The sequence below is a fragment of the Alphaproteobacteria bacterium genome (genome assembly GCA_040220875.1).
Lineage (GTDB): Bacteria > Pseudomonadota > Alphaproteobacteria > JAVJVX01 > JAVJVX01 > JAVJVX01.
Genome location: JAVJVX010000009.1, coordinates 361,219 through 382,544, shown reverse-complemented (window position 1 = coordinate 382,544; position 21,326 = coordinate 361,219). Strand labels below are relative to the sequence as shown.

Below are 21,326 nucleotides of genomic sequence, written 5' to 3'. Positions count from 1 at the left end.
GTGGCCGAGTTGACCGACTTCACCATCGCCGGGGCCCGGGCTGCCCTTGAGGCGGGCGATGTCTCCGCCGTGGAGCTGACACGGGCGCATCTCTCCGCCATGGAAGCACATCGCGCGCTCAATGCCTTCATTACCGAGACGCCGGAAAGGGCGCTCGCCATGGCCGAGGCGTCCGACAAGCGGCGCGAGGCGGGAGAGGCCGGGCTGCTCGAAGGAGTTCCCCTCGGCATCAAGGACCTCTTCGCCACGGCAGGCACGCTGACCAGCGCCGGCTCGCACATTCTGGATGGATTTCGCCCGCCTTATGAATCGACGGTGACGCAAAAGCTCTGGGATGCCGGCGCGGTAATGCTTGGCAAGCTCAATCTGGACGAGTTCGCCATGGGCTCGTCCAACGAGACAAGCTATTATGGCCCGGTCGAAAACCCCCGCCGGCGGGCGGGTGACAACCGGCCTCTTGTGCCAGGCGGGTCCAGCGGCGGGTCTGCCGCCGCGGTGGCGGCCGGGCTGGCCGTCGGTGCCACGGGCACGGATACCGGCGGTTCGATCCGTCAGCCGGCCGCGTTCTGCGGCGTCGTCGGCCTCAAGCCCACCTACGGGCGGTGTTCGCGCTGGGGCATCGTCGCCTTCGCCTCGAGCCTGGACCAGGCCGGCCCGGTGACCCGCACGGTCGAGGACGCGGCCCTGATGCTGCGCGCCATGGCCGGACATGATCCAAAAGATTCCACCTCGGTCAACCGGCCGGTGCCGGACTATGCGGCCGCTCTCGAAAAGGGTGTGAAGGGTCTGAAAATCGGCATCCCCCGAGAATACCGGATCGAGGGCATGGATGGCGCGGTCGAAAAAGTCTGGGCCGATGGCGCTGCCTGGCTGAAGGCGGCGGGTGCCGAGATTGTCGATATCAGCCTGCCCCTCACCGACATGGCACTGCCCGCCTATTACATCGTTGCGCCGGCCGAGGCGTCGAGCAATCTCGCGCGCTATGACGGCGTGCGCTATGGGCTCCGGGTCGAGGGCGATAACCTGCTCGATATGTATGAAAAGACACGGGCCGCCGGTTTCGGCGCTGAGGTCAAGCGCCGGGTGCTTATCGGCACATACGTCCTGTCCGCGGGATATTACGATGCCTATTATCTGAAGGCGCAGAAAGTGCGCACCCTGATCGCACAGGACTTCGCAACGGCGTTCGAGAATGTCGACCTCATTCTGTCGCCGACGACTCCGACGGAGGCCTTCGCCATCGGTGACAAGGTGGACGATCCGCTCGCCATGTATCTCAACGATATCTTTACCGTGCCAGCCTCTCTCGCCGGGCTGCCGGGCCTGTCGGTTCCGTCGGGTATCTCGTCGGGCGGGCTCCCGCTTGGCCTGCAGTTGATCGGTCGCGCCTTTGACGAGGAGACGGTGCTGCGCGCCGGCGCGGCGCTGGAAGCGGCCGCCGGATTCGAGACGCGGCCCTCATCCATCGGAGAGCAGGGCTGATGCTTTACAAGGGAAATACCGGCGAATGGGAAGTGGTGATCGGACTAGAAGTCCATTGTCAGGTCATTTCCAGGGCCAAGCTGTTCTCGGGCGCCGCCACCGTTTTCGGGGCCGAGCCCAACTCCCAGGTGGCATATCTCGATGCGGGCATGCCGGGCATGCTGCCGGTCATCAATGATTTTTGTGTCGAACAGGCGGTCCGCACGGGCCTCGGCCTGAACTCCAGCATCAACCTGTTCTCCGTCTTCGCCCGGAAGAACTATTTTTATCCGGATCTGCCCACGGGATATCAGATTTCTCAACACGAACTGCCGATCGTGGGTGAGGGCTTTCTTCAGATCGATCTCAAGGATGGCACATCGCGTAACATCGGGATCGAGCGGCTGCATCTGGAACAGGACGCAGGGAAAAGCCTGCACGATCAGCATCCGGACTATACGTATGTCGACCTCAACCGCGCGGGGGTCGCGCTGATGGAAATCGTCAGCAAGCCAGAACTGCGCAGCCCGGACGAGGCGGCCGCCTACCTGCGCAAGCTGCGGTCCATCGTACGCTATGTCGGTAGCTGTAACGGCAACATGGACGAGGGATCCATGCGGTGCGACGCCAACGTGTCGGTCCGCCGCCCCGGTGATCCCCTGGGGACACGTTGTGAAATCAAGAATGTCAATTCGGTGCGGTTCGTTTCCCAGGCCATCGATTACGAAGCGCGCCGGCAGATCGAAATTATCGAGGGCGGCGGCAAGATCGACCAGGAAACACGCCTTTTTGACACCGGCCAGGGCGTGACGCGCCCCATGCGCTCGAAAGAGGAGGCGCATGATTACCGCTACTTCCCCGATCCGGACCTGCTCCCGCTCGAGCTGGAGGAGAAATGGGTCGAGGAGATCCGGGCCGCCATGCCCGAGCTGCCGGACCAGAAGAAAGAGCGATTTATCTCCGATTTCGGGCTGTCGGCCTATGACGCGGGCGTACTCGTGGTGGATAAGGAGACGGCGGCCTATTTCGAGACCGCGGCCGAGGGGCGCGATTCCAAGCTCGTCGCCAACTGGGTCATTTCCGAGCTGTTCGGGCGGCTCAACAAGGCGGGGCTGGCGGTGACCGAATCGCCCGTCTCCGCCAGGGCCATCGGGGAATTGGTGGATCTGATCTCGGACGACACGATTTCCGGGCGGATTGCCAAGGATGTGTTCGACGAGATGTTCGAGACCGGCAAGGGCGCGGCCGCCATCGTCGACGAGAAGGGGCTTCGGCAGATCACTGATACGAGCGAACTAGAGCAGACGATTCAGGCAATACTCGAAAAGGAATCGGAAAAGCTGGCCGAATACCGGGCGGGGAGCGAAAAACTGTTCGGCTGGTTCGTCGGTCAGGTCATGAAGGCCACCCAGGGCAAGGCCAACCCCAAGATGGTCAACGAATTGCTGAAAAAAATGCTTCAGGGCTGACGTGCCCGAGGCTTGGCGCCGGCGATGAAGGCGGCGAAGGGGAGCGGCGAATGATCGATCTCTACACCTGGTCCACCCCCAACGGGCGCAAGGTTTCCATCATGCTGGAGGAGACCGCGCTCGACTACGAGGTTCATCCGGTCAACATTACGGCTGATGAGCAGTTCGCCCCGGATTTCCTCGCGATCAGCCCGAACAACAAGATTCCCGCCATCGTGGATCGGGGCTCGGCCGATGGCGAACCCTATGCGTTGTTTGAATCCGGCGCGATCCTGATCTATCTGGCCGAAAAAACCGGACGGTTCCTGCCGCGCGAGGTGCGCGGTTGCTACGACGTCATTCAGTGGCTCATGTTCCAGATGGGCGGGGTGGGGCCCATGTTGGGGCAGGCGCATCATTTCCTGCATTTCAACCCGGGCAAGGCGCCTTACGCAGAGGAGCGCTACGCCAACGAGGCCCGGCGGCTTTACGGGGTGCTCGAGAAGAGGCTTGGTGAGAGCGAGTTCCTTGCCGGCGATTATTCCATCGCAGACATGGCTACGTTTCCCTGGCTGCAGCGTCACGACTGGCAGGGGATCGATTTCGCCGACTTCCCCAATGTCCGGCGCTGGTATGATTCGATCGCGCGCCGACCGGCCGTCGAGCGAGGGATGAGCGTGCCGACGCCGCCCCGTAAATAGGCTTGCCGCTCGCGCTCCCGGCCCCGACTCAGGCGAATGCGGTCAGGGCGTCCGCCTCTCGGGCCGGGCGCTCCCGCCGGTCCCGGGCGGCAGGTTCGCCACGGAGTTCCGACAGACAGGTTTCCAGCGCCCTCTTTTCCCGGGCGTCCTCGCGGTCGTGACATTCGAGATAGCCCAGCTTGATCTCGATCAGGTCGATCAGGATCTCTTTCGATCGTTTGGAAAGCATTGAAGTCTCCTTCAGCCAGCCGGTTCTCTGCGGCCCCAATACCCAGATCCAGATTTCTATATTGCCCCTGCCATCGCCCGTCAGGGCTGATGGTTGGCGCGTTAGGCTTAACACCGGGTAAATGAAGCCTGGCCGACGGAGGATTTCCGGCGAGGCGGGCGTGAGGTCGCCGGACGGGGCCGGCGTGCCGGGTCCCGGCGTTAAGCAATTGGCAAGCCGGAGAAGCGCAGGATCGGCCGGACCGTGCGCGACGAAACGATGCCGGGCCGCACGGGGGGAGGGGATGAGAATGCAGGAAACGGCTGAATTTGCCAGGGCCTCGGGGTCCGTGCCGATAAATCAGGCGGTCGCCTCGCTCGGCGAGCCACGTTACAGCCGGCGTCTGGGGGACCGGATCCTTGCGGCCTTCAATCACGCGTATGCGATTGGTGCGACGGATATCGCGGACCGGTTGCGCGAGGTGCTGGAAACTCTTGAACGCCGGGCGCCGGATTCCGGGCCTTCGTCCCAGGGACGAAAGGGGGCGATCTCGCCACTCGAACAGGCGGCGCTTTGGGCCGCGTTCGTCGATGCGCGGAATACCTATAACGAGATGGTCGCGGCCGGCGAACTTGCCGCCGAGGCGGCGCTCGAGGAGATGCAGGCCGCCTATCGCGCCTGGATAGCGGTTTAGTCCGGCCCTGGCGGGGCGGACCGCCTGTCCGGATCCGGCGACGTCGCAACGGCGAGCAGGTGGCGTGCCGCTTCCTTCGCATCTCGCGCTGGATCCTGGGCGTGTCCGAGATGCGCTGTCACGATCGCCCCTTCCTTCAGCAGAAGAAGCTGACGGGCAAGGAGGCCCGGATCTTCAGCCCCGGCATCCGTGGCCAAGCGAAGGACATGATTGAAAATCAGTCGCTTGTGCTCGGCAGACTGGGCATGGATCGGATGGTCGGTGTCCTGAAACTCGGCCGCCGCCTTGATGAACATGCAACCGCGGAAGTCCGGCTGGGCAAACCATTCGCCAAGCGCGTCGAACATGGCAAGGAGCTGGCCGTCGGGTGCGTCGCCAAGTTCCTCCATCCGGCGGAAGAGCCAGTTGCGAATCTGCTCGTCGCGAAGCCTGAGGGCGCCGAGGATGAGGTCCTCCTTCGTGCGGAAATGGCGGTACATCGAGGTTTTCGAGATGCCGGTCTCGGCGACGAGCCGGTCCATTCCTGTCGCATGGAAGCCGTTTTGATAAAAAACCTCGAGTGCCTTCCGGACCAGCGCATCGCGCTTCGTCGGCCGCATGATTGCCTCCATAACATGTACAAATCAGTATAGTCAGATTACCTGGAAGGGCTCAAGGTAACTACTTTAAATATCAGTAATATAGAGATAATAATTTAAGGCCGGTAAGATTTTAGCGGGATGGCCAGGCAAAACCGGGTTTACAAATGGTACTGATCGGTACATATTGGTTCTCGATCGAGCCGTGCCAGGGAGATTACCGGATGAGCCGCCCGCCTTTACCCCCTTTCACCGAAGAGAGCGCCCGGACCAAGGTGCGGGCCGCCGAAGACGCCTGGAACTCCCGGGACCCCGCGCGGGTCGCCCTGGCCTACACGCCTGACAGCCAGTGGCGCAATCGGGCCGAATTTGTGAATGGCCGGGGGGAGATCGAGGCCTTCCTCGCCCGGAAATGGGCGCGGGAGCTCGATTATCGGCTGATCAAGGAATTGTGGATTTGCGCGGGCGACCGCATTGCCGTGCGTTTCGCCTATGAATGGCGCGACGACAGCAACACCTGGTTCCGCTCCTATGGAAACGAGAATTGGGAGTTTGATGCCGACGGGTTCATGCGCCGCCGGATCGCCAGCATCAATGATCGGCCCATTGCCGGGACCGAGCGCAAGTTTCACTGGCCGCTTGGCCGTCGCCCGGACGGTCATCCGGGGCTTTCGGAGCTCGGCCTGTAGCGGCGGACGGGTCCGGGCGGCAAAGAACACACATAAAAAAAGAACACACAAAAGCGAGCAGGAAAAAACATCATGACACGCGCATTTGCGGAGATCGCCTTTACGCCGGCCGTGCGCGAGGTGCAGGCCCGTCAGGGCTCGGCCGCGGCATATGACAGGTTTCTCGCGGCCGATGCGTCCCCCGGCGACCGGCTGGGGCCCGAAGAGGCGGGCTTCATTGCCGATCGTGACGGGTTTTATCAGGCGACCGTGTCGGCGAGCGGCTGGCCCTATGTCCAGTTCCGCGGCGGGCCGGCCGGGTTTCTGCGCGTGCTCGATGAGCGCACGATCGCCTATGCCGATTACCGCGGCAACCGGCAGTATCTGAGCACCGGCAACCTCGCGGACGACGACCGGATCTCGATGATCCTGATGGATTATGCCAATCGCCGCCGGCTGAAAATCTGGGGCCGCGCGCGGCTCGTCGAACTCGCGGCCGATCCCGATCTCGTCGCCGGCCTGATGACCCCTGGCTATGACGCCCGGCCGGAGCGGGCGGTCGTCATCGCCATCGCGGCCCTCGATTGGAATTGCCCGCAACACATCCCCCAGCGCCTGACCCTCGAGGAGATGGACGCCGCCCTGGCGCCCCTGCGCGAACAGATCGATCGCCTGGCGACGGAGAACCGGTCACTCAAGACGGCGCTGGCGCGTTTGACCTGAGCGGGATATAGAGGTTCCGGCCAGAGCCGGGATTCGTTGACAATCCGCGACCCCGCTGGGTAGAACCAGCCGGACGGAGGGGTGGCCGAGTGGTCGAAGGCGGCGGTTTGCTAAACCGTTGTACGGTTTTAAGCCGTACCGAGGGTTCGAATCCCTTCCCCTCCGCCATCTCCGGAAGCCGGTTTCTTCCCTGGCCAGCCCCGTCCCCGTGCAGCGCCACAAGCAGTCCGAGTTCGTCCGTCCATCTTTCGCTTCTCCGTAGGGCGCTGGCGAAGCCATCCCTGCGCGTGATCTCTTGCGCTTCGGTCCAGGCTGCCCCGCCGCTCACGCCCTTTGCGCCATTGGCATTGACCAGGCCCGGGCTTGTGCCAGGGGTTCCGGCAGAAAAGCGACGACAAGATTGTTTATCGCAGGACGAATCAGACCGGTACGACAAGTTCCAGGCGGAGTCCCGCAACCGTTTCCGGCGGGTGCGGCAAGGGCTGGGCGCGTTCGATCATGGCCCTGACGGCGTCGTCCAGGAGCCCGTGCCCAAAGCTCTGCGGCACGCCGTATTCCAGGACGCGTCCGCCGCGATCGATCACGAAATACAAAAGGACCATGCCCTCCTGCCGGCGAGGAGCTCGTGCTGGCGCATGAGCAGGCATCGGTACGATCGGCGGGGCGTGATGACCTGGCGCGAAGGATCCGTTGGGTATCCGAGGAAGACGGGGATGGCGCAGGCTACGACATCGCGAGTTTTGCGTCGGACGGTCGGTCACGCCTGATCGAGGTAAAGACGACGAAAGGGTGGGAACGGACGCCGTTCCACATCACACGCAACGGACTCACAGTGGCGGACGAGCGCAGATCCGAATGGTGCCTGTTCCGGCTTTGGAATTTCTCGCGCGAGCCGAGGGCCTTTGAACTGTATCCGCCCCTCGACGTCCGCGTCACACTGACAGCCACAACCTTTGTGGCTGGTTTCCATCGAGGCAACGGTGCCGGCGGCAGTGCAGTTGCGGTTGCCGTGAATGGTGACGACGCATCCAGACGGTCAGGATGTGGGGTACCGAATATTTTTTAAATATATCAGCCTGATAAGGGCACACATGGCGATCATTTATTCGCTCCCCGCGTTGAGATACCATTGTCGGACTTCCGGGGGCTAAGATGCCATCGATCCTATATACGAAACTGCGTCCGCCGATCCTCGGCACGCGGCTGATTAATCGGAAGCGGATTTTTGCGCCGATAACGGAGAAAATCCTCCGCAGGGAAACTCTCCTGACTCTAGTTGTTGCACCCGCCGGTTTTGGCAAGACCACCTTTCTCGCCCAATGGCGCAAAGATCTTATTCCCCATGGTGTGGCGGTCGTCTGGCTCTCTATGGACGAGGCCGACAACAACTTGGCCCGATTTCACCAGCATCTGGATTTTGCTCTCCAAGAGCAGATTAATCAGTCGAAAATTGGAGGTGGCCTCGCCCTTGAGAGGGGCATCCCGAATTCTCCAGCCACAGATTTTCTGAACGTCATGGCCGGTGCAGACCGGAATTTCGTGGTCATGCTTGATGATTACCATTTGATCAGCAATCCTCGGGTCCATAAGGCCGTTGAATATCTTATCAGATTCTCGCCGTCGAATACCCATTACAGCTTGGCAAGCCGCGCCGCTCTACCTCTGGAGCTTGGGCAGATAAAAGCCCGCGGCCTCGCAAATACCGTGGGTAGCGATTTACTTCGCTTCGGGGAGGAGGATCTGTCTCACTTGATTGAAAACGGATTTATCTCTGGTCTTTCCCATGAGGAAATTTTTGATCTGAACGAGGCCATGGAAGGCTGGCCCATTGGCCTGCAGCTTGCCGCGGTCTCGGGGAAAACGTCGAGTGACATCGAGCAGCTTCGGCATGTTTCCAAGGATACCCTGGGTATGCTGCACGAGTTTATTGAAGAGAGCGTGTTTTCCAAGCTACCCAAGGATGAGCAGCTCTTTCTGTTGGACATTTCTGTCGTGGACGAGGTCTCACCCAGCTTGGCAAATGCACTCCGGGGGCATGACGACAGTGAGAGTTTCATTACTAAGATATATGACAAGAACTTGTTCCTATTTTTCGTTGATGCCGAAAATGAGTGGTTCCGGTTTCATGCCGTTTTTCTGGATTTTCTCGAGCGCAGGCTTGCCCGCTTGATGCCCGACCGGAGAAAGCTTCTTCACCTGCGTGCGAGCCGCTGGTTCGAAGATCATGACCGGACGACTGAAGCCGCTCGTCACGCTCTCCGAGCCAAATACTTTGATCGAGCGGCTGTGTTAGTCGACAAATGTGGCCGTCAGCTTTTGCATGAAGGACATCAGGAGCTCTTTATCGACTTTGTCGAAGAGCTTCCCCCTGACCTCCGGGACCGTTATGCCAACGTCGTTTATCTACGAGCCTGGGCTCATCTATTGGTGGGAGAGATTGAGAAGGCCCGTTGCGTCGCGGACAAGGCGGAAAGCCTCATAGCGGAGATGCACAAAAACAAAAATGAGGGACAATATGATTTTGATCAGATCAATGCCCTTGAAGATGAAATGGAGTCATTGCGTCTGATCCTTCAGCTTTCGGTTGACGCCCACTGGGCAGACATCAAGAAGGCACGGGAAATTGAGGGGCGTCGCCGATCGAAGCTCACCTTCTCGGCCGGGATGGCCTCCTATGGCCAAGCTCTGATTTATTTGCGTCGTGACGAGATCCTCAAGGCAACCGGTGCCCTTGAAAAAGCAAAGCGGCAGTTCCTTGAAGACCGTTCCATAAACAGCTTCAGTACGGTTACTTACCTTCAAGGACACATTTTAAGAGATCAGGGTCGTCTGAAAGACATTCTACGCCTATGCGAGGAGGCGGAAAAGACAGCCGCTCGGTTGGAAGAGAGCGATACGCCGGCACTCGAGCCCGTGCATATCTTATTGGCCCAATACGAACTGGAGCAAAGTAACCTCTCAGAAGGCCGTGCACATTTACGCCTGGCAGAGCGGCTCAACGCGCAATCCCTTCGTGCGGACTGGAAAATTCTTATCAAGCTGTGCAACGTGGCTTTCGATCTCAGAGAAAACAGATATGACAGGGCCTTGAGTACCATTGAGGAGGCAGAGAGCCTTTCGCGGGAGTGCCGGTCCCTTTTGCCGTTTAGTGTGCAGAACATTGACGTGCGTATTGTAAAGGCGAATGCTCTAATTCGTGTGGGTGATATCCAGGAGTCTTTTAAATTACTCGAGGGGCTCGAGGCTCCCTTGGGAGCAATCAGCCCACCTCCCGGCTTTAACTGTTGCTATAGAGACTGGCCCCTTTATCTGTGTTTCGTGCGATATCTCTTGGCTGCCGGCTCTAGTGATCGGGCAGCTCGCTGGATTCGGACACTCCTAACTGAAGTAAGGGGGAGCGGGCTGGATGGTATTGAGCTTCGCCTTAACATCCTTCTGGCCGATGCAACTTTAAAGACAAAAGGGCCGCCCGCAGCCCACAAGGTCCTTCGTGAAGTGCTGGCCAACGCCGAAGAGCGGGCCTACCTAACCACTCTGGTCGATGAGGGGCAGGACTTAGCGGAGTTGGTTGAGGGACTTCGTCGCGGGCGGAGCGAACCTCATCCGGCGCTGCCACTCAAACCCTCCAACCACTTTCTCGATCGTTTCCTCGAGGTAACTGGTCGGTCAGTTCCCCTGGAAACCGATTGCCAGCGAAGTCTGGCATGGCGTCAATTCGGGGACAACGAGATCAGCCTGACAGGGACGGAGCGGAAAGTACTCGACCTGGCGGCTGCAGGCTTGACCACCAGCGAAATTGCCCGAGAGCTTGGCATTCGAAATACCACTGTGAAATGGCATTTTCAGAACGTGTTTTCCAAGCTTGGCGTTCACTCCCGGATGCAGGCTATCATCCTTTCCCGTAAGCTTGCGCTTGTGCGGTAGGCGTCAGCGACGGCCTCAATTCCCCATATTTTTTAGGGATTTTTAGTCCGGCTTCGCCCCTCTATCCCCTCCTTAGGGAGGGGGAACCGCGGGCGCACCGCCTCCATGCTGTCGGCTACGAGGTCGAAACCAGATAAGAGACCTTGGGGCCAGCCCGTCTTAGCCGGACGTCTCCATCTGCTCGGCGCGGACGTCACTGGCCTGGCGGGGCCGGACAGCCACTGGCAAGCCGCCACCTGATTTGAAAGCTGGCGGTTCCTAAGGCCGCGGAGGAAAAGAAAACCATGAGTGCAATGTCACAAGTAGAAGACTTACCGGCACGCCCAGATTTTTCCGAGACTCGCCGGGATATCCTGAAAGCGCGGCATCTACCGGGCTATGTCTACACGTCGCCCGAAATCTATGAACGCGAAGTTGATCAAATTTTCATGAAAGATTGGCTGTGCGTTGCTCGCGTGGAGGAATTCCAGAATCCCGGCGACTACCAGGCACTTCGGATCGCCACGGAACCCGTAATCATCTGCCGCGGAGAGGATGGAGCCCTCAATGCCTTCTCAAACGTCTGCGCTCATCGTGGCGTAGAAGTGATCCGGGGCGAAGGCACCGTCAAGGAGTTCAGCTGCCCCTATCATGGTTGGCTTTATGACCTTGAAGGCAGGCTTGCCGGCGCTCCTCACCGTAAAGGCGTAGAAGACTTTGACTTTGCTAATTGCCGTCTGCCGCAACTCAAAATTGATACCTGGGGCGGGTTCGTTTTCATTAATTTCGATTCCGCTGCCCCGCCCCTCGGCGAGTATCTGGACGTGGATGACATAAGGAAGGAAGCGGACTTCTTGCGCCATGAGGATACCCGAATGGCCGATAAGTTCGTCACTGAGATAAACTGCAACTGGAAGCTGGTCACAGAAAATCTGATGGATATCTACCATGTTGGCGTTATCCATTCGACATCGTTTGGTAAGAATTTTCCTGTTGATAACTTCAAATTCAATCTGACAAGGCGGGGCTACCATGCCTTCTACCAAAGCCTGACGATGGCGCCGGAAGGGGTCTCTCTCTTTGGTCCCATTCCTTGGCTTAAAGACAAGGACCCGATGTTTGCGTGTACGTTCCTCGTGCCGCCTAACATGAACCTTTTTGGACGTTTTGATGTACTGCAGCCTTGGATAGTTTATCCGTTGGGCCCGGACCGGTGTGTCATCACGATCTATACGCTTTTCCCTAAAGAATATTTCGACATGCCAGCATTCGATGAGCGGGCCCAGATCTACCGGGACTTTATTCGGCTGGTAGGCGACGAAGACAAGGAAATGATTGAATCACTCCAGCGAGGCTTCAAGTCGCGTGCCTATAAACCGGGGCCGATGGTTGGACTGGAAGCGGCAATCCATAACCGGATAAACGTTTATATCGACCGTATTTTCGGCACGGAGAAATAGAGAAATTTAACTGACCGTAGGAGGGGGCCTGTCTCAAAGGTATAGGCGAGTCTCGCAAAGAGGTGGGGCCTTAATTCTAGGGTAAGGGAGTGGAAACAATGAATCGAGTGCGCCTTTCTCTACAGAGAGCTATGAGAGGAGCAGCGCTGCTATGCGCGGCTTCTCTTGCCGGACAATCTTTCGAAGCTGAGGCGCAACAGTGCGACGGCAGGGATTGGGAGGCCGGTGGTGTTATTAGCAATGAAAACCTTGATTGCGCCGTCCAGGGCACCTTTCACGGACATAAAATTGGCGAGATGATCCCTGAAAAGATTGCTTGGCAGATTCGAGAGAAGGATCTGAATATCACGCTTGCCGATCCCACACCCCTCGCAGTGGATTACAGGATCCGAGAATGGACGCAGAAGAACCGCGGCCGGGTCGAGTTCAACGAGGCCACCCGCACAGTATCTGGCTGGAAGGCTGGGGTCCCGTTCCCAGATATCGATCTGAACGATCCTTTTGCGGGGATCAAGGTCGCGTGGAATTATACCTATGGCGTTCCGCGAGGAGACACTCAGGCCCTTTACAAGTTTGTCTTTGGTCTGGTGGATGGCGATACAGGGATCGAACGGGTCCAGAGGTGGGGCTATATCCGAAAATACTATAAGGGGGTCCTAGGCAACCAAGGACCTACCTTGGGTGATGGAGAGGTCTTTGATAAGACCTTGCTGGTTGCTTTCTCGCCTCATGATATCAAGGGGCTTGGGACCCTAACGATTCGCTACGATACAGGTCGGCTGAACGATATATGGGCCTATATTCGAACAGTACGACGCGTTCGGCGCCTGTCGGGAGGTGCCTGGTTTGATGTGATTGGTGGTACGGACGTCCTGCAAGATAATATTGAAACATTCAACGCTTACCCGACCTGGTACCCGAAGTACAAAATGCTAGGCAGGCGCACCGTTCTGGCGATGGCACATGGGACAGCGCCAGCGTGGATCGAGGACGCTGACAACTATGTAAACATGTTTCCGCGTGTTGATGTAAGCAATCCGCCATACTGGAACCCGATCGAGACGTGGGAGCCTCGCGACGTCTACGTTGTCGAGGCAATTCCGCCAAAGGAACATCCGTATTCGAAGAAGGTTTGGTACGTAGATGCTGAAGCGTGGCGCCCCTATTTCATGGAAGGATATGACAAAAAGGGTGAGCTTTGGCAGTTTCAGCATTACTCGACCGGTGAGTATCCGGTGGCAGACGATCCCGAAGGGTCCGCGCTGCTGACCTGGACCGGAATCACGGTAGATTTTCAAAGAAACCATGCAACCTTCTTTGCGGCACATGATTCTTGGGTGATGAGCGTGCCGGTGGAGAACGACGAGGTTAGTATCGGGGCACTGGAATCGGGCGGGAACCTTCGCTGATTGTTCGGCAGAAGAGGCAACTGGACCGATGTTTTCCCCCGGTCGTTGGCTGCCTGGAAGCCAGGCCTTGATCCTCCGTCGTCATACAAGCGAGGGGCGCTTTTCCTAGGTGATGATACAGGATGAGGAAAAGAGCCCTTGCTGAAGGAAGTTTGGGGGGGACAAAGCTGAACGTACGAGAATGGCGGAAGGGCAAACCCCTCATCCTCGTGCATGGCTCGGGTGCTTCAGCCGACCTTTAGGACCGGAAAGTGGGTGCCTTCGCCTGCTTCAGGAGGGTCACCGGCGTCGATCTTCGTGGTTTCGGGCGTTCGGAGAAGCTTACCTACGAGGATGTCTGCAGGATCCGTAGATTTACTGATGACATCATCGCGCTCGCCAAAGATCTCGATGCCGAGAAAGTTGATTTTCTCGGCACGTCTAGGGGCGGGTTCACTGTCGCGCAGCGTGCGCCGGCGCCCTGGGGCCGGTTGATCCTGGGTCACACGGGACCAAAGATATCGATCCCGGCTGACATTATGAAAAAACGTCTAAGGGAACTGACGGAAACGGTCATGGACACCTTTTCGGCGATAGTCGCCAGACAGACACTCTCGCCTGACGCTGATCCGATACTGATAGGACGCATCGCTGACATGATTGTTCGCAATGATCCAATGATCTACCGACGGATTCTTCTTGAAGGCCTCAGCAATTTCGACGTGACAGACCCCTTGAAGTCGGTTGCACGGCACTCTCTTGTGCTTACGGGGCAATACGAAAAGGTTATTCCCCCATTTGAAGGTAAAGAGCTCGCTTGTCTGCTGCCAAACATCGCCCCCGTCCGGCTCTGTCCAACGTAGGCCACCTTGGCTATGTGGAACACCCTGTGGCCCCTAATCAGGTTGTTGCGGCTCTTTTAAATGAAGAAACCAAGCTTCCCCGGGAGATATAAAATGGATGCAAGAAAATCAGACATTGATCTCGTGAGCCTTTTCCGCAAGGAACTGGAGCTCTGCCGCGTGACGCCTGACGAAACTGTTGCTGTTCTATCGGAAGGGGAGAATTTGCGCAATTATGCGGAAGCATTTCTCTCTGCAATTCGGAATCTGGGCGCAAGCGCAATTGATGTTAATTTGAGAGGCCAACTCACGGATACAAACGACCGACTCAAACAAATAGGAAAGAACAATTTAGGAAACAACCGAGAGGCGATGGAGCAATTAAAGGCGGCAGATATGGTGGTTGACCTGGTTCTCCTGTTGTTCTCGAAGGAGCAACTCGAGATACAGGAGTCCGGCACGCGCGTCCTACTATGTGTAGAGCCCGTTGAGATCCTTCAGAGACTCATGCCATCGCGTCAACTGCGAAGGCGCGTAGAAGCCGCCGCCAAGAAACTTTCGACCGGGCGGGTTCTTCGCTTCACCAATGAGATGGGCACGGATATCACCTACGAGCTGGAGGAGCATAGCGTACTGGCTGAATATGGTTATACCGATACACCGGGCCGTTGGGATCACTGGCCTGGTGGCTTTTTGGCCACCTATGCAACGGGTGATGTGCGGGGTCGGGTTGTGATGGCGCCTAAGGACATCGTCTACCCTTTCAAAGAATTCGTTAAAACACCTATTGAGTTTGAGGTGCGTAACCGCGAAGTGCAAAGCATACAGGGTGGGTCGGATGCAAAAAGGCTGAGGGCTTATATGGATGAATTTTCTGACCCTCGAGCCTTTGCGATTTCCCATATTGGTTGGGGGCTTAACGAGGCGTGTGAATGGCGACCGGACCTTCCTGGTATAGGGATGGACGGGCGCGCCTACTATGGCAATGTGCTGTTTTCAACGGGTCCAAACACCGAGTTTGGCGGAGAGAATGACACTGCTTGTCACTTGGATATGCCGATGTCCGGATGCACCCTGTACCTTGACGACGAAATGATCGTGAACCAGGGCCAAATCGTGCCCGCTGAAATGCGCATTTAGTGGAATGAATCCTGAAGCGCCTATTTTTTTTGAGCGCAAAGTGTTCGTTTCGTATCCGTAAGTCCCATTTGATTCGGCAATTAGTTTGAAGAGTGTTGGTAGTTCGGAGAACGTTGGCACGTTAACAGCGGCGGGTAAGGAGAAATCGGGATCATCGAACGACGCTGGCGGCCCTGTTCGCTCCTGGCACCAAGTCAACATGTCAACGCCGATCAAAGTCATCGGCCCGGGGCTGGATTTCAAATAGTAAACGCGGAAAAGGCTTTATTTTCTAATCGCCAAGCGTGGGAACAGGGCCTCAGCGTGGCCGTGCTCGACACCAGCAAGCATTGCCTCATCGAGGGCTTCCAATTCGCTAAGCGCCGCCACAGACCTCTCGGTCACTACCTCTGGCGCGTAAGGCCAGTCGCTGCCGAAAAGGATGTGCGACGGTTCAACCACAGCCATAAGCGCGGCCATCACCTGGGGAGAAGTAGAAATGGCCGTGTCGTAATAAAAGCGGTTTAGATAGTATGCGAAACCCTTGGGCACGCGTTTCTCCAGCCTTGGATCGATAAGCCCGCCCATGGACAGCCGCCAGGCGAAGTAGGGGAGTGTGCCGCCAGCATGTGACAGAATGAATTTGATGTCGGGATAGCGCTCCATCGTGCCCTGATGGATCAAATTTACAGCGGCGCGAGTGGTATCAAACAGAAACTCCATGAGAAAGGCCGGTATTTCGTGGCGGAGTTCCTTGGTGGTTGGATGAACGGTGGGGTGAACGAAGACCACCGCCTTGCGTCGGTTAAGCTCTTCATAGACCGCATCGAAGGCGGGATCGCCCAGGAAATGGTCTCCGATGCTGGCAAGCAGGATGACACCGTCTAATTTCAGTTCATCCAAAGCGCGTTCGATTTCCGCTAGCGCCGCATCAATGTCGGGGAGCGGGACATGAGCGAAGGCGCCGAAACGGTCAGGATTTCCGGCCACCAGCTCAGCCGACACGTCGTTACAAATTCTGGACAGCTCACGAGCCAGATCGACATTGCCGAAATAGACGCCAGGCGAGGAAACCGATGTTAGGGCCGACCGTATGCCGTTACGATCCATCAGGCCAAGCGCCTTCTCAGGGCTCCAATCGGGATACGGGATGCCGCCAGACGTCGAGATCCCAGACTGGCCCAATGCATCGAGGTATTTCTTCGGAATGATGTGATGATGCACGTCAATCCTGTGCGGTGCTGATTCCATGCGCTCCTCGCCTGTGTCGACCTGACTGGCCCCTGTGGCTGTCTGCGTCGGTTGCTAGGCAACCTGCCCATGGCCCCTTGGGTTTTTGACCGGTCAGACCTGGGCCCTGCTGGATGGACCGGTTAAAATATAAGTGTATCGTCGATTTTGTCTGTAGAGGCATGATACCCGCTGGCGCGAGCGGTTTTAATGAGCCCCGGATCACCACATAGGGGGCAGCTCATTTTGGGCGGATGCTCTTGTTTCCACATTCACGCGCCGGCACTTGAGGGACGGGATTACCCGCTCACCAAAGTCCCGAACCCCGGATACGAAATCCGGCCAACAAAAAAGCATCCCATCTGTGTTCGTTTCCTCTGCAATCTTGTCTATTTTCCGCGCGACCGTTTCATAGGATCCGTATAGGACAGGAAAGCCCATGAACGCAGAATTGCCATCGTCCAGACTTTTGGCGAGAGAGGCTTTCAGGTGATCGGAGCTGCCGCCTCGGTTGGAATCAAGAGTGGCACTGGACACGACATTGGTGATTGCACCAACGTCTGCCTCTTCGATGATATTTCGTCCAATCTCGGCCGCTTCGGCGTCTGTGTCCGCGAGGATCATTGCGAATAGGGCGTACGTTCCGACTGTACGGCCATAGGACCTGCCTTTTTCCTTCAGGTTGTTGCAAACAGCACCGAGCTTAGACGGCGGCGCCATCACGAAATTAAAATCACCCATCTTTGCGACAAAATCCATGCCGAGCGGAGATTGGCCGGCGCAGACAATCGGGATGTGCCTTTTGGGTTGGGGCAGGCTGCGGCAATCGTCTAACTGAAAAAACTCGTCGTTGTAGGTGGCGCAGCCCTTCTCCCAAAGTTCCTGGAGAATGTGTAAATAGCGGGCAGCATACTCATAGCGCCGCTCATAATGCTCGTCGCCAGGCCAGAGCCCCATCTGGGTGTATTCGGGCTTGTTCCAGCCCGTCACGATATTCAACCCGCAGCGACCGCCACTTATGTCGTCGATCGTAGCTATCATCCGGGCAACGTAGGCTGGATGCTGGCTGAGAAGAGCGATACTCGGGAAAAGTTGGATCCGGGTGGTAACGCTTGCAAGTCCGGCCATCAGGGTGAATGATTCGAGACAAGCGTCCCAATAACCCGTCTCTCCTCCAAACCCTCGAAATTTCATCATAGACAGTACCATGTCGAGGCCCTGGCGCTCGGCTTCCAGGCTGATCTTCTTGTTGTGCTCAAAAGTAGGCAAGTAAGGAGGAACAGCCTTCGAGAGGATGTAGCCGTCACTGCCATTGGGGAGAAAGACACCAAACTTCATTGCAGGCCTCTCCTATTTTTGGTTCGCGCGTTTTAGTTCACGCGAAAGGCGCCAATATAATAATTCGATATCAAAGGATATAGGATTCTATCGCTTCTGCGTCAACGCTAGAGCCCTTCTGGTTGGGTGCCTCGCGCCTGCTTGAAACGATGACGCACATTTCCAGTATAGTTCATGCCAGTGGATGGATTCCCGGCGGCCCAATTATACCCTCTTGCGCCCCTGCACCAGAAACTAGCCAGGTGAATAATCCTTTGAAATTTCGCTTTGAGAAATGAAGGACGACCCAGCTCGTCATTGAAGACGCCCAGGGCTCCAGGAATCCACGGGTGTTGCGGTAAGTGGAAATTTGCGACGGGGTCGTCCTTGCCACCCGAGCCATGGTCTCTGCCTTCGCCTGAGACGGCTTGGCTGAATCCCGGTATTCACAATCATCACGCCAGCTTTCCGGCCCTCAGCTTAGCCACCTTGGTGCGGTTTGCACTGCATCAGAGAGGGTAGGTAGGGGGAGCGGTGACACTTAAGCCCTTACTCTCCGCCACAAATGCCCGCTTTATTTCCGGCACAGATACCCGCATTTCCACCACAAACACCGCGGTGCGGTGAAGTGCAAATCCGATATTACAGATTATTTACTTCGATATCGAATGTGTGTATCCTCGTCCCTCAACCTTAGATATCAAAGGAAAAAGACGTCATAGGAGCTGTGGCGGCCACGGTCTGCTGGATCACCGCTAGCCAGAATCCGGCTTGAGACGGCCCTGTTCTTCCTGAGAGCCGGGACAAGCGCCAAAGGCCCACGTTATCCAGTCCACTCGAGGGAGGACCAGAGATGCCCGAACAATTTGCCCACGACGTATTATTGAGGCGTACCAGCGAGGAGCAGTCACGGCAGGCTTTCGCGAAGAACCTCAAAATCCATCTGGCAACGTCGATCTCGCCCGGCAACCGAGTCGTTTACGACAACGACATCGCGCCCGAATTGGCAAAGAAGCTGGGTCGCGAGCCTAAAACCCGCCACGAAATCCGCAAACCTATGGAGAGCCATCCATATTATCGGATGTGGTCTTCACTGCAACGATCGAGCCAGGAAGTGATGTGGGACGCAGTCGGCGAATCCGTCGAGCGCCAGTTAGACGATTTGATCGAGCGGGCAAAAAAATTAGGAAAGGGACAAACAAAAGGATCCTTGCGACTGGACCCGTCACTGGAAGTCCCCAGTTACCTGGCCGGCGTTGATACCCATTGCCAGCCAGGCAGCTATTATACCGAAGTTACTCAGGACGACGTTTATGCGGGCGCCGTCTACGATCGGGTGACTTACATCTACACAATGGGGCGAATCGGGCCGTTGAACGAAGACATGGGGCTTACGGCGGTCGATTATCTGAAAGAACAACATCCGGATTTCAGTCCGTCCCGAATTCTGGATATGGGTTGTTCCGTCGGCCAGAGCACTTTGCCATATGTCAGGGAATTTCCAGATGCCGAGGTGCATGGCATCGACATCGGGGGGCCCATGCTACGTTATGGTCACGCCCGCGCGGAGTCGCTGGGTGCATCTGTACATTTCTCCCAGCAAAATGCCGAACACACAGATTTTGATGACGAATCGTTCGATTTGATCGTCTCTCATATCCTGTTGCACGAAACATCCAGTAAGGCGCTGGATAACATTTGTGCGGAGGCTCGGAGACTCCTTCGGCCCGGGGGCTTGATGCTTCACATAGAAGTACCTCAGTACGAAGGCATGCACGTTTTTGACCAATTTATGCTTGATTGGGATACCTACTATAATAACGAGCCATTCTGGGGCGGATTGCACGATAAAGATCTTAAAAAAGTAGCGGTGAAAGCGGGTTTCGACGCTAGTCAGGTCATTCAAGCGATGCAGCCCATGCACACGGAACGACAAGCACACCGTCTTGAAAAATTCGAGTGCGGAGATTTCGCCGGGGGCGGCGCCTGGTTCATTTTTGGCGCCCAAAAATAACGGACAAAGCCTAGCCTTTGTATTCCGGGAAAGATCTTCCTCTCATGAGAACCGTGCACACGGACGCGCATGCGTTCGCAGAGGGACCCGGCCCCTATCGCAGGCCGAGGACAAGAGGGGGGAGCAACGGATCCAACAAATGGGCCGGCTCCCCGCGAAGAAACTCCAAAAAAATAAATTAGCCACTTGGGAGGGACGATCCACGATGTCATCTTCAATGTTCCAACAGAGGTCCTTGCAAATCTTGGTCTCACTTTGCCTCGGCGCGGGGATGCTTGGCGTTGCACAGGCACAAGAGAGTGCCGCCACAGTGGCGCCGGAGCTAAGCGCTGGCTTTGTCATAACAGCCAATAATTTAGATCGTGCGAAAAGTTCGACGTTTCATGGCCGTGAAGTTGGTGCAATGCTCACTGACCGTATTGAGTGGCAAATTAGGAATTACGGACAAACTATACGGTTGAAGGACCCTGAACCGCATCCGGTGGACCCACGGCTCGCGAGAGCGACAGAGCTCTATCGCGGCACTACCACCTTCGACCCAAGCACTCGCATGGTGCACGGCTACAAGTCAGGCGTGCCGTTCCCTGAGATCGATTACGCCAACGATCCGCACGCGGGAGCAAAAGCTATCTGGAACTTTACCTATGCACAGCCCAGATTGGATATTCAGGATTTTCGGAGATTTGCCTATCTGCTGATCGACGGTAACGCAGGCATAGAGCGTACATTACAGGGTGGGTACGTCCGCTATTACATGAAAGGCCAGGTTCGGGACATCGAAAATCCGGTGGAGGGCGAGGGTGAACTCGATAAACTCCTACTCTGGTTTTACTATCCTCAAGATGTGAGAGGGGTCGGCACTTTTACGATTCGGTACGACACGGGCAAGTTGCCGGATGTCTGGGCCTATATCCGAACTGTGCGAAGGGTTCGACGTCTGTCCGGAGGCGCCTGGATGGATCCAGTCGGTGGCACGGATCAACTTCAGGATGACCTCGACATATTCAATGCCCACCCAGCCTGGTACGATTCATACCAGTTGATTGGCAAGGCTACGTTCCTAGCTATCGTAAACAGCGACGGAATGGCATGGAACGAAGACGCAGGCAGCATCGATCGTACATATCCACATGTGGATCTTAAGACCCTGCCGTACTGGAATCCGGTCGACGTTTGGGAACCGAGAGAATTGCTTGTAATCGAGGCCGTCCCACCCCACTACCATCCCTACAGCAAGAAAATCGTGTATCTGGACGCCGAAAATTACCGGCCGGTTTTCGGGGACCATTACGATCGCAAGGGGGTTTACTGGAAGCATCAGAATTTCGCCGGAAGAGTGCTTAAAGCTGAAGACGGTGGGGTTGGCGTAACCTCAAATTGGGGCAGCACCATCGATTTCCAACGCGATCATGCAACCATCTTTAAGTCGCACCCGAGCTGGGCTTTCAATCCGCAAGGCATTGAGGCCGAAGATGTGTCACTCCAACGTCTCGAAGATGCCGCACGCGGGGGCGGGTTTAACTAAGCCCCTCTCACGACCCGTTCGGTGTCCGGGACAAATGGGCTTGGCAT

At 57.0% G+C, this 21,326-nt stretch carries 18 protein-coding genes, 1 tRNA gene and 1 pseudogene; 15 read left to right on the top strand and 5 right to left on the bottom strand.

Annotation, left to right across the window (positions count from 1 at the left end; translation table 11 throughout):
- From gatA to RLQ26_11265, 3 genes are read left to right on the top strand one after another with little or no spacing between them, the layout of a single operon-like run.
- On the top strand, positions 1-1,482 hold the full coding sequence (gene gatA, locus RLQ26_11275; protein ID MEQ9089303.1) for an Asp-tRNA(Asn)/Glu-tRNA(Gln) amidotransferase subunit GatA: 1,482 nt from the start codon (positions 1-3) through the stop codon (positions 1,480-1,482).
- Positions 1,482-2,930, top strand: coding sequence for an Asp-tRNA(Asn)/Glu-tRNA(Gln) amidotransferase subunit GatB (gene gatB, locus RLQ26_11270; GenBank protein ID MEQ9089302.1), 1,449 nt, complete (start codon positions 1,482-1,484; stop codon positions 2,928-2,930). The genes gatA and gatB overlap by 1 nt, the downstream gene beginning before the upstream one ends.
- Before the next feature lie 50 nt (positions 2,931-2,980).
- Positions 2,981-3,610 (top strand): glutathione S-transferase N-terminal domain-containing protein, encoded by a 630-nt coding sequence (locus RLQ26_11265; GenBank protein MEQ9089301.1) that lies wholly within the window; start codon positions 2,981-2,983, stop codon positions 3,608-3,610.
- Between the two features lie 28 nt (positions 3,611-3,638).
- On the opposite strand, the gene RLQ26_11260 is transcribed toward RLQ26_11265, so the two are convergent.
- Entirely contained in the window at positions 3,639-3,839 is a 201-nt protein-coding gene (locus tag RLQ26_11260) for a hypothetical protein (GenBank protein ID MEQ9089300.1), read from the bottom strand.
- 289 nt (positions 3,840-4,128) lie between these two features.
- Here RLQ26_11260 and RLQ26_11255 point away from each other — a divergent pair, with 289 nt between their 5' ends.
- Positions 4,129-4,512 (top strand): hypothetical protein, encoded by a 384-nt coding sequence (locus tag RLQ26_11255; GenBank protein MEQ9089299.1) that lies wholly within the window; start codon positions 4,129-4,131, stop codon positions 4,510-4,512.
- Here RLQ26_11255 and RLQ26_11250 read toward each other — a convergent pair.
- The gene (locus RLQ26_11250; protein ID MEQ9089298.1) at positions 4,509-5,111 is read right to left on the bottom strand and encodes a TetR family transcriptional regulator; all 603 of its coding nucleotides are present in this window, start codon (positions 5,109-5,111) and stop codon (positions 4,509-4,511) included. The genes RLQ26_11255 and RLQ26_11250 overlap by 4 nt on opposite strands.
- A gap of 203 nt (positions 5,112-5,314) precedes the next feature.
- Between RLQ26_11250 and RLQ26_11245 the strand changes: the two genes are divergently transcribed.
- From RLQ26_11245 to RLQ26_11235, 3 genes are all read left to right on the top strand, one after another.
- On the top strand, positions 5,315-5,779 hold the full coding sequence (locus tag RLQ26_11245) for a nuclear transport factor 2 family protein (GenBank protein ID MEQ9089297.1): 465 nt from the start codon (positions 5,315-5,317) through the stop codon (positions 5,777-5,779).
- A 72-nt stretch (positions 5,780-5,851) separates the two neighbouring features.
- On the top strand, positions 5,852-6,481 hold the full coding sequence (locus RLQ26_11240) for a pyridoxamine 5'-phosphate oxidase family protein (protein MEQ9089296.1): 630 nt from the start codon (positions 5,852-5,854) through the stop codon (positions 6,479-6,481).
- Between the two features lie 75 nt (positions 6,482-6,556).
- Positions 6,557-6,649, top strand: a tRNA-Ser gene (locus RLQ26_11235).
- 251 nt (positions 6,650-6,900) lie between these two features.
- On the opposite strand, the gene RLQ26_11230 is transcribed toward RLQ26_11235, so the two are convergent.
- On the bottom strand, positions 6,901-7,083 hold the full coding sequence (locus RLQ26_11230) for a TonB family protein (GenBank protein ID MEQ9089295.1): 183 nt from the start codon (positions 7,081-7,083) through the stop codon (positions 6,901-6,903).
- An 8-nt stretch (positions 7,084-7,091) separates the two neighbouring features.
- Here RLQ26_11230 and RLQ26_11225 point away from each other — a divergent pair.
- The 6 genes and pseudogenes from RLQ26_11225 (at position 7,092) to RLQ26_11200 (ending at position 15,214) form a co-directional block, all read left to right on the top strand.
- Positions 7,092-7,547, top strand: a pseudogene (locus RLQ26_11225) (DUF3883 domain-containing protein).
- A gap of 86 nt (positions 7,548-7,633) precedes the next feature.
- A complete protein-coding gene (locus tag RLQ26_11220; GenBank protein ID MEQ9089294.1) occupies positions 7,634-10,405 on the top strand; it encodes a LuxR C-terminal-related transcriptional regulator in 2,772 nt (923 codons plus the stop codon).
- 284 nt (positions 10,406-10,689) lie between these two features.
- Positions 10,690-11,844, top strand: a complete 1,155-nt coding sequence (locus tag RLQ26_11215; protein ID MEQ9089293.1) for an aromatic ring-hydroxylating dioxygenase subunit alpha — start codon at positions 10,690-10,692, stop codon at positions 11,842-11,844.
- 98 nt (positions 11,845-11,942) lie between these two features.
- Entirely contained in the window at positions 11,943-13,253 is a 1,311-nt protein-coding gene (locus RLQ26_11210) for a DUF1329 domain-containing protein (GenBank protein ID MEQ9089292.1), read from the top strand.
- A gap of 251 nt (positions 13,254-13,504) precedes the next feature.
- The gene (locus RLQ26_11205) at positions 13,505-14,095 is read left to right on the top strand and encodes an alpha/beta hydrolase (protein MEQ9089291.1); all 591 of its coding nucleotides are present in this window, start codon (positions 13,505-13,507) and stop codon (positions 14,093-14,095) included.
- A gap of 93 nt (positions 14,096-14,188) precedes the next feature.
- The gene (locus RLQ26_11200) at positions 14,189-15,214 is read left to right on the top strand and encodes a leucyl aminopeptidase (GenBank protein ID MEQ9089290.1); all 1,026 of its coding nucleotides are present in this window, start codon (positions 14,189-14,191) and stop codon (positions 15,212-15,214) included.
- A 264-nt stretch (positions 15,215-15,478) separates the two neighbouring features.
- On the opposite strand, the gene RLQ26_11195 is transcribed toward RLQ26_11200, so the two are convergent.
- Positions 15,479-16,444: an amidohydrolase family protein gene (locus tag RLQ26_11195; GenBank protein MEQ9089289.1), complete on the bottom strand. Its 966-nt coding sequence runs from the start codon at positions 16,442-16,444 to the stop codon at positions 15,479-15,481.
- A 201-nt stretch (positions 16,445-16,645) separates the two neighbouring features.
- Positions 16,646-17,761 carry an LLM class flavin-dependent oxidoreductase gene (locus RLQ26_11190; protein MEQ9089288.1) on the bottom strand — a complete coding sequence of 372 codons (1,116 nt, stop codon included), beginning with the start codon at positions 17,759-17,761 and terminating at the stop codon, positions 16,646-16,648.
- Between the two features lie 832 nt (positions 17,762-18,593).
- On the opposite strand from RLQ26_11190, the gene RLQ26_11185 reads away from it, so the two are divergent.
- Together RLQ26_11185 and RLQ26_11180 are read left to right on the top strand one after the other, a co-directional pair.
- Complete coding sequence (locus tag RLQ26_11185; GenBank protein ID MEQ9089287.1) at positions 18,594-19,754, top strand: class I SAM-dependent methyltransferase; 1,161 nt, start codon at positions 18,594-18,596, stop codon at positions 19,752-19,754.
- A gap of 205 nt (positions 19,755-19,959) precedes the next feature.
- Positions 19,960-21,279, top strand: coding sequence for a DUF1329 domain-containing protein (locus tag RLQ26_11180; GenBank protein MEQ9089286.1), 1,320 nt, complete (start codon positions 19,960-19,962; stop codon positions 21,277-21,279).
- Positions 21,280-21,326 lie beyond the last annotated feature (47 nt).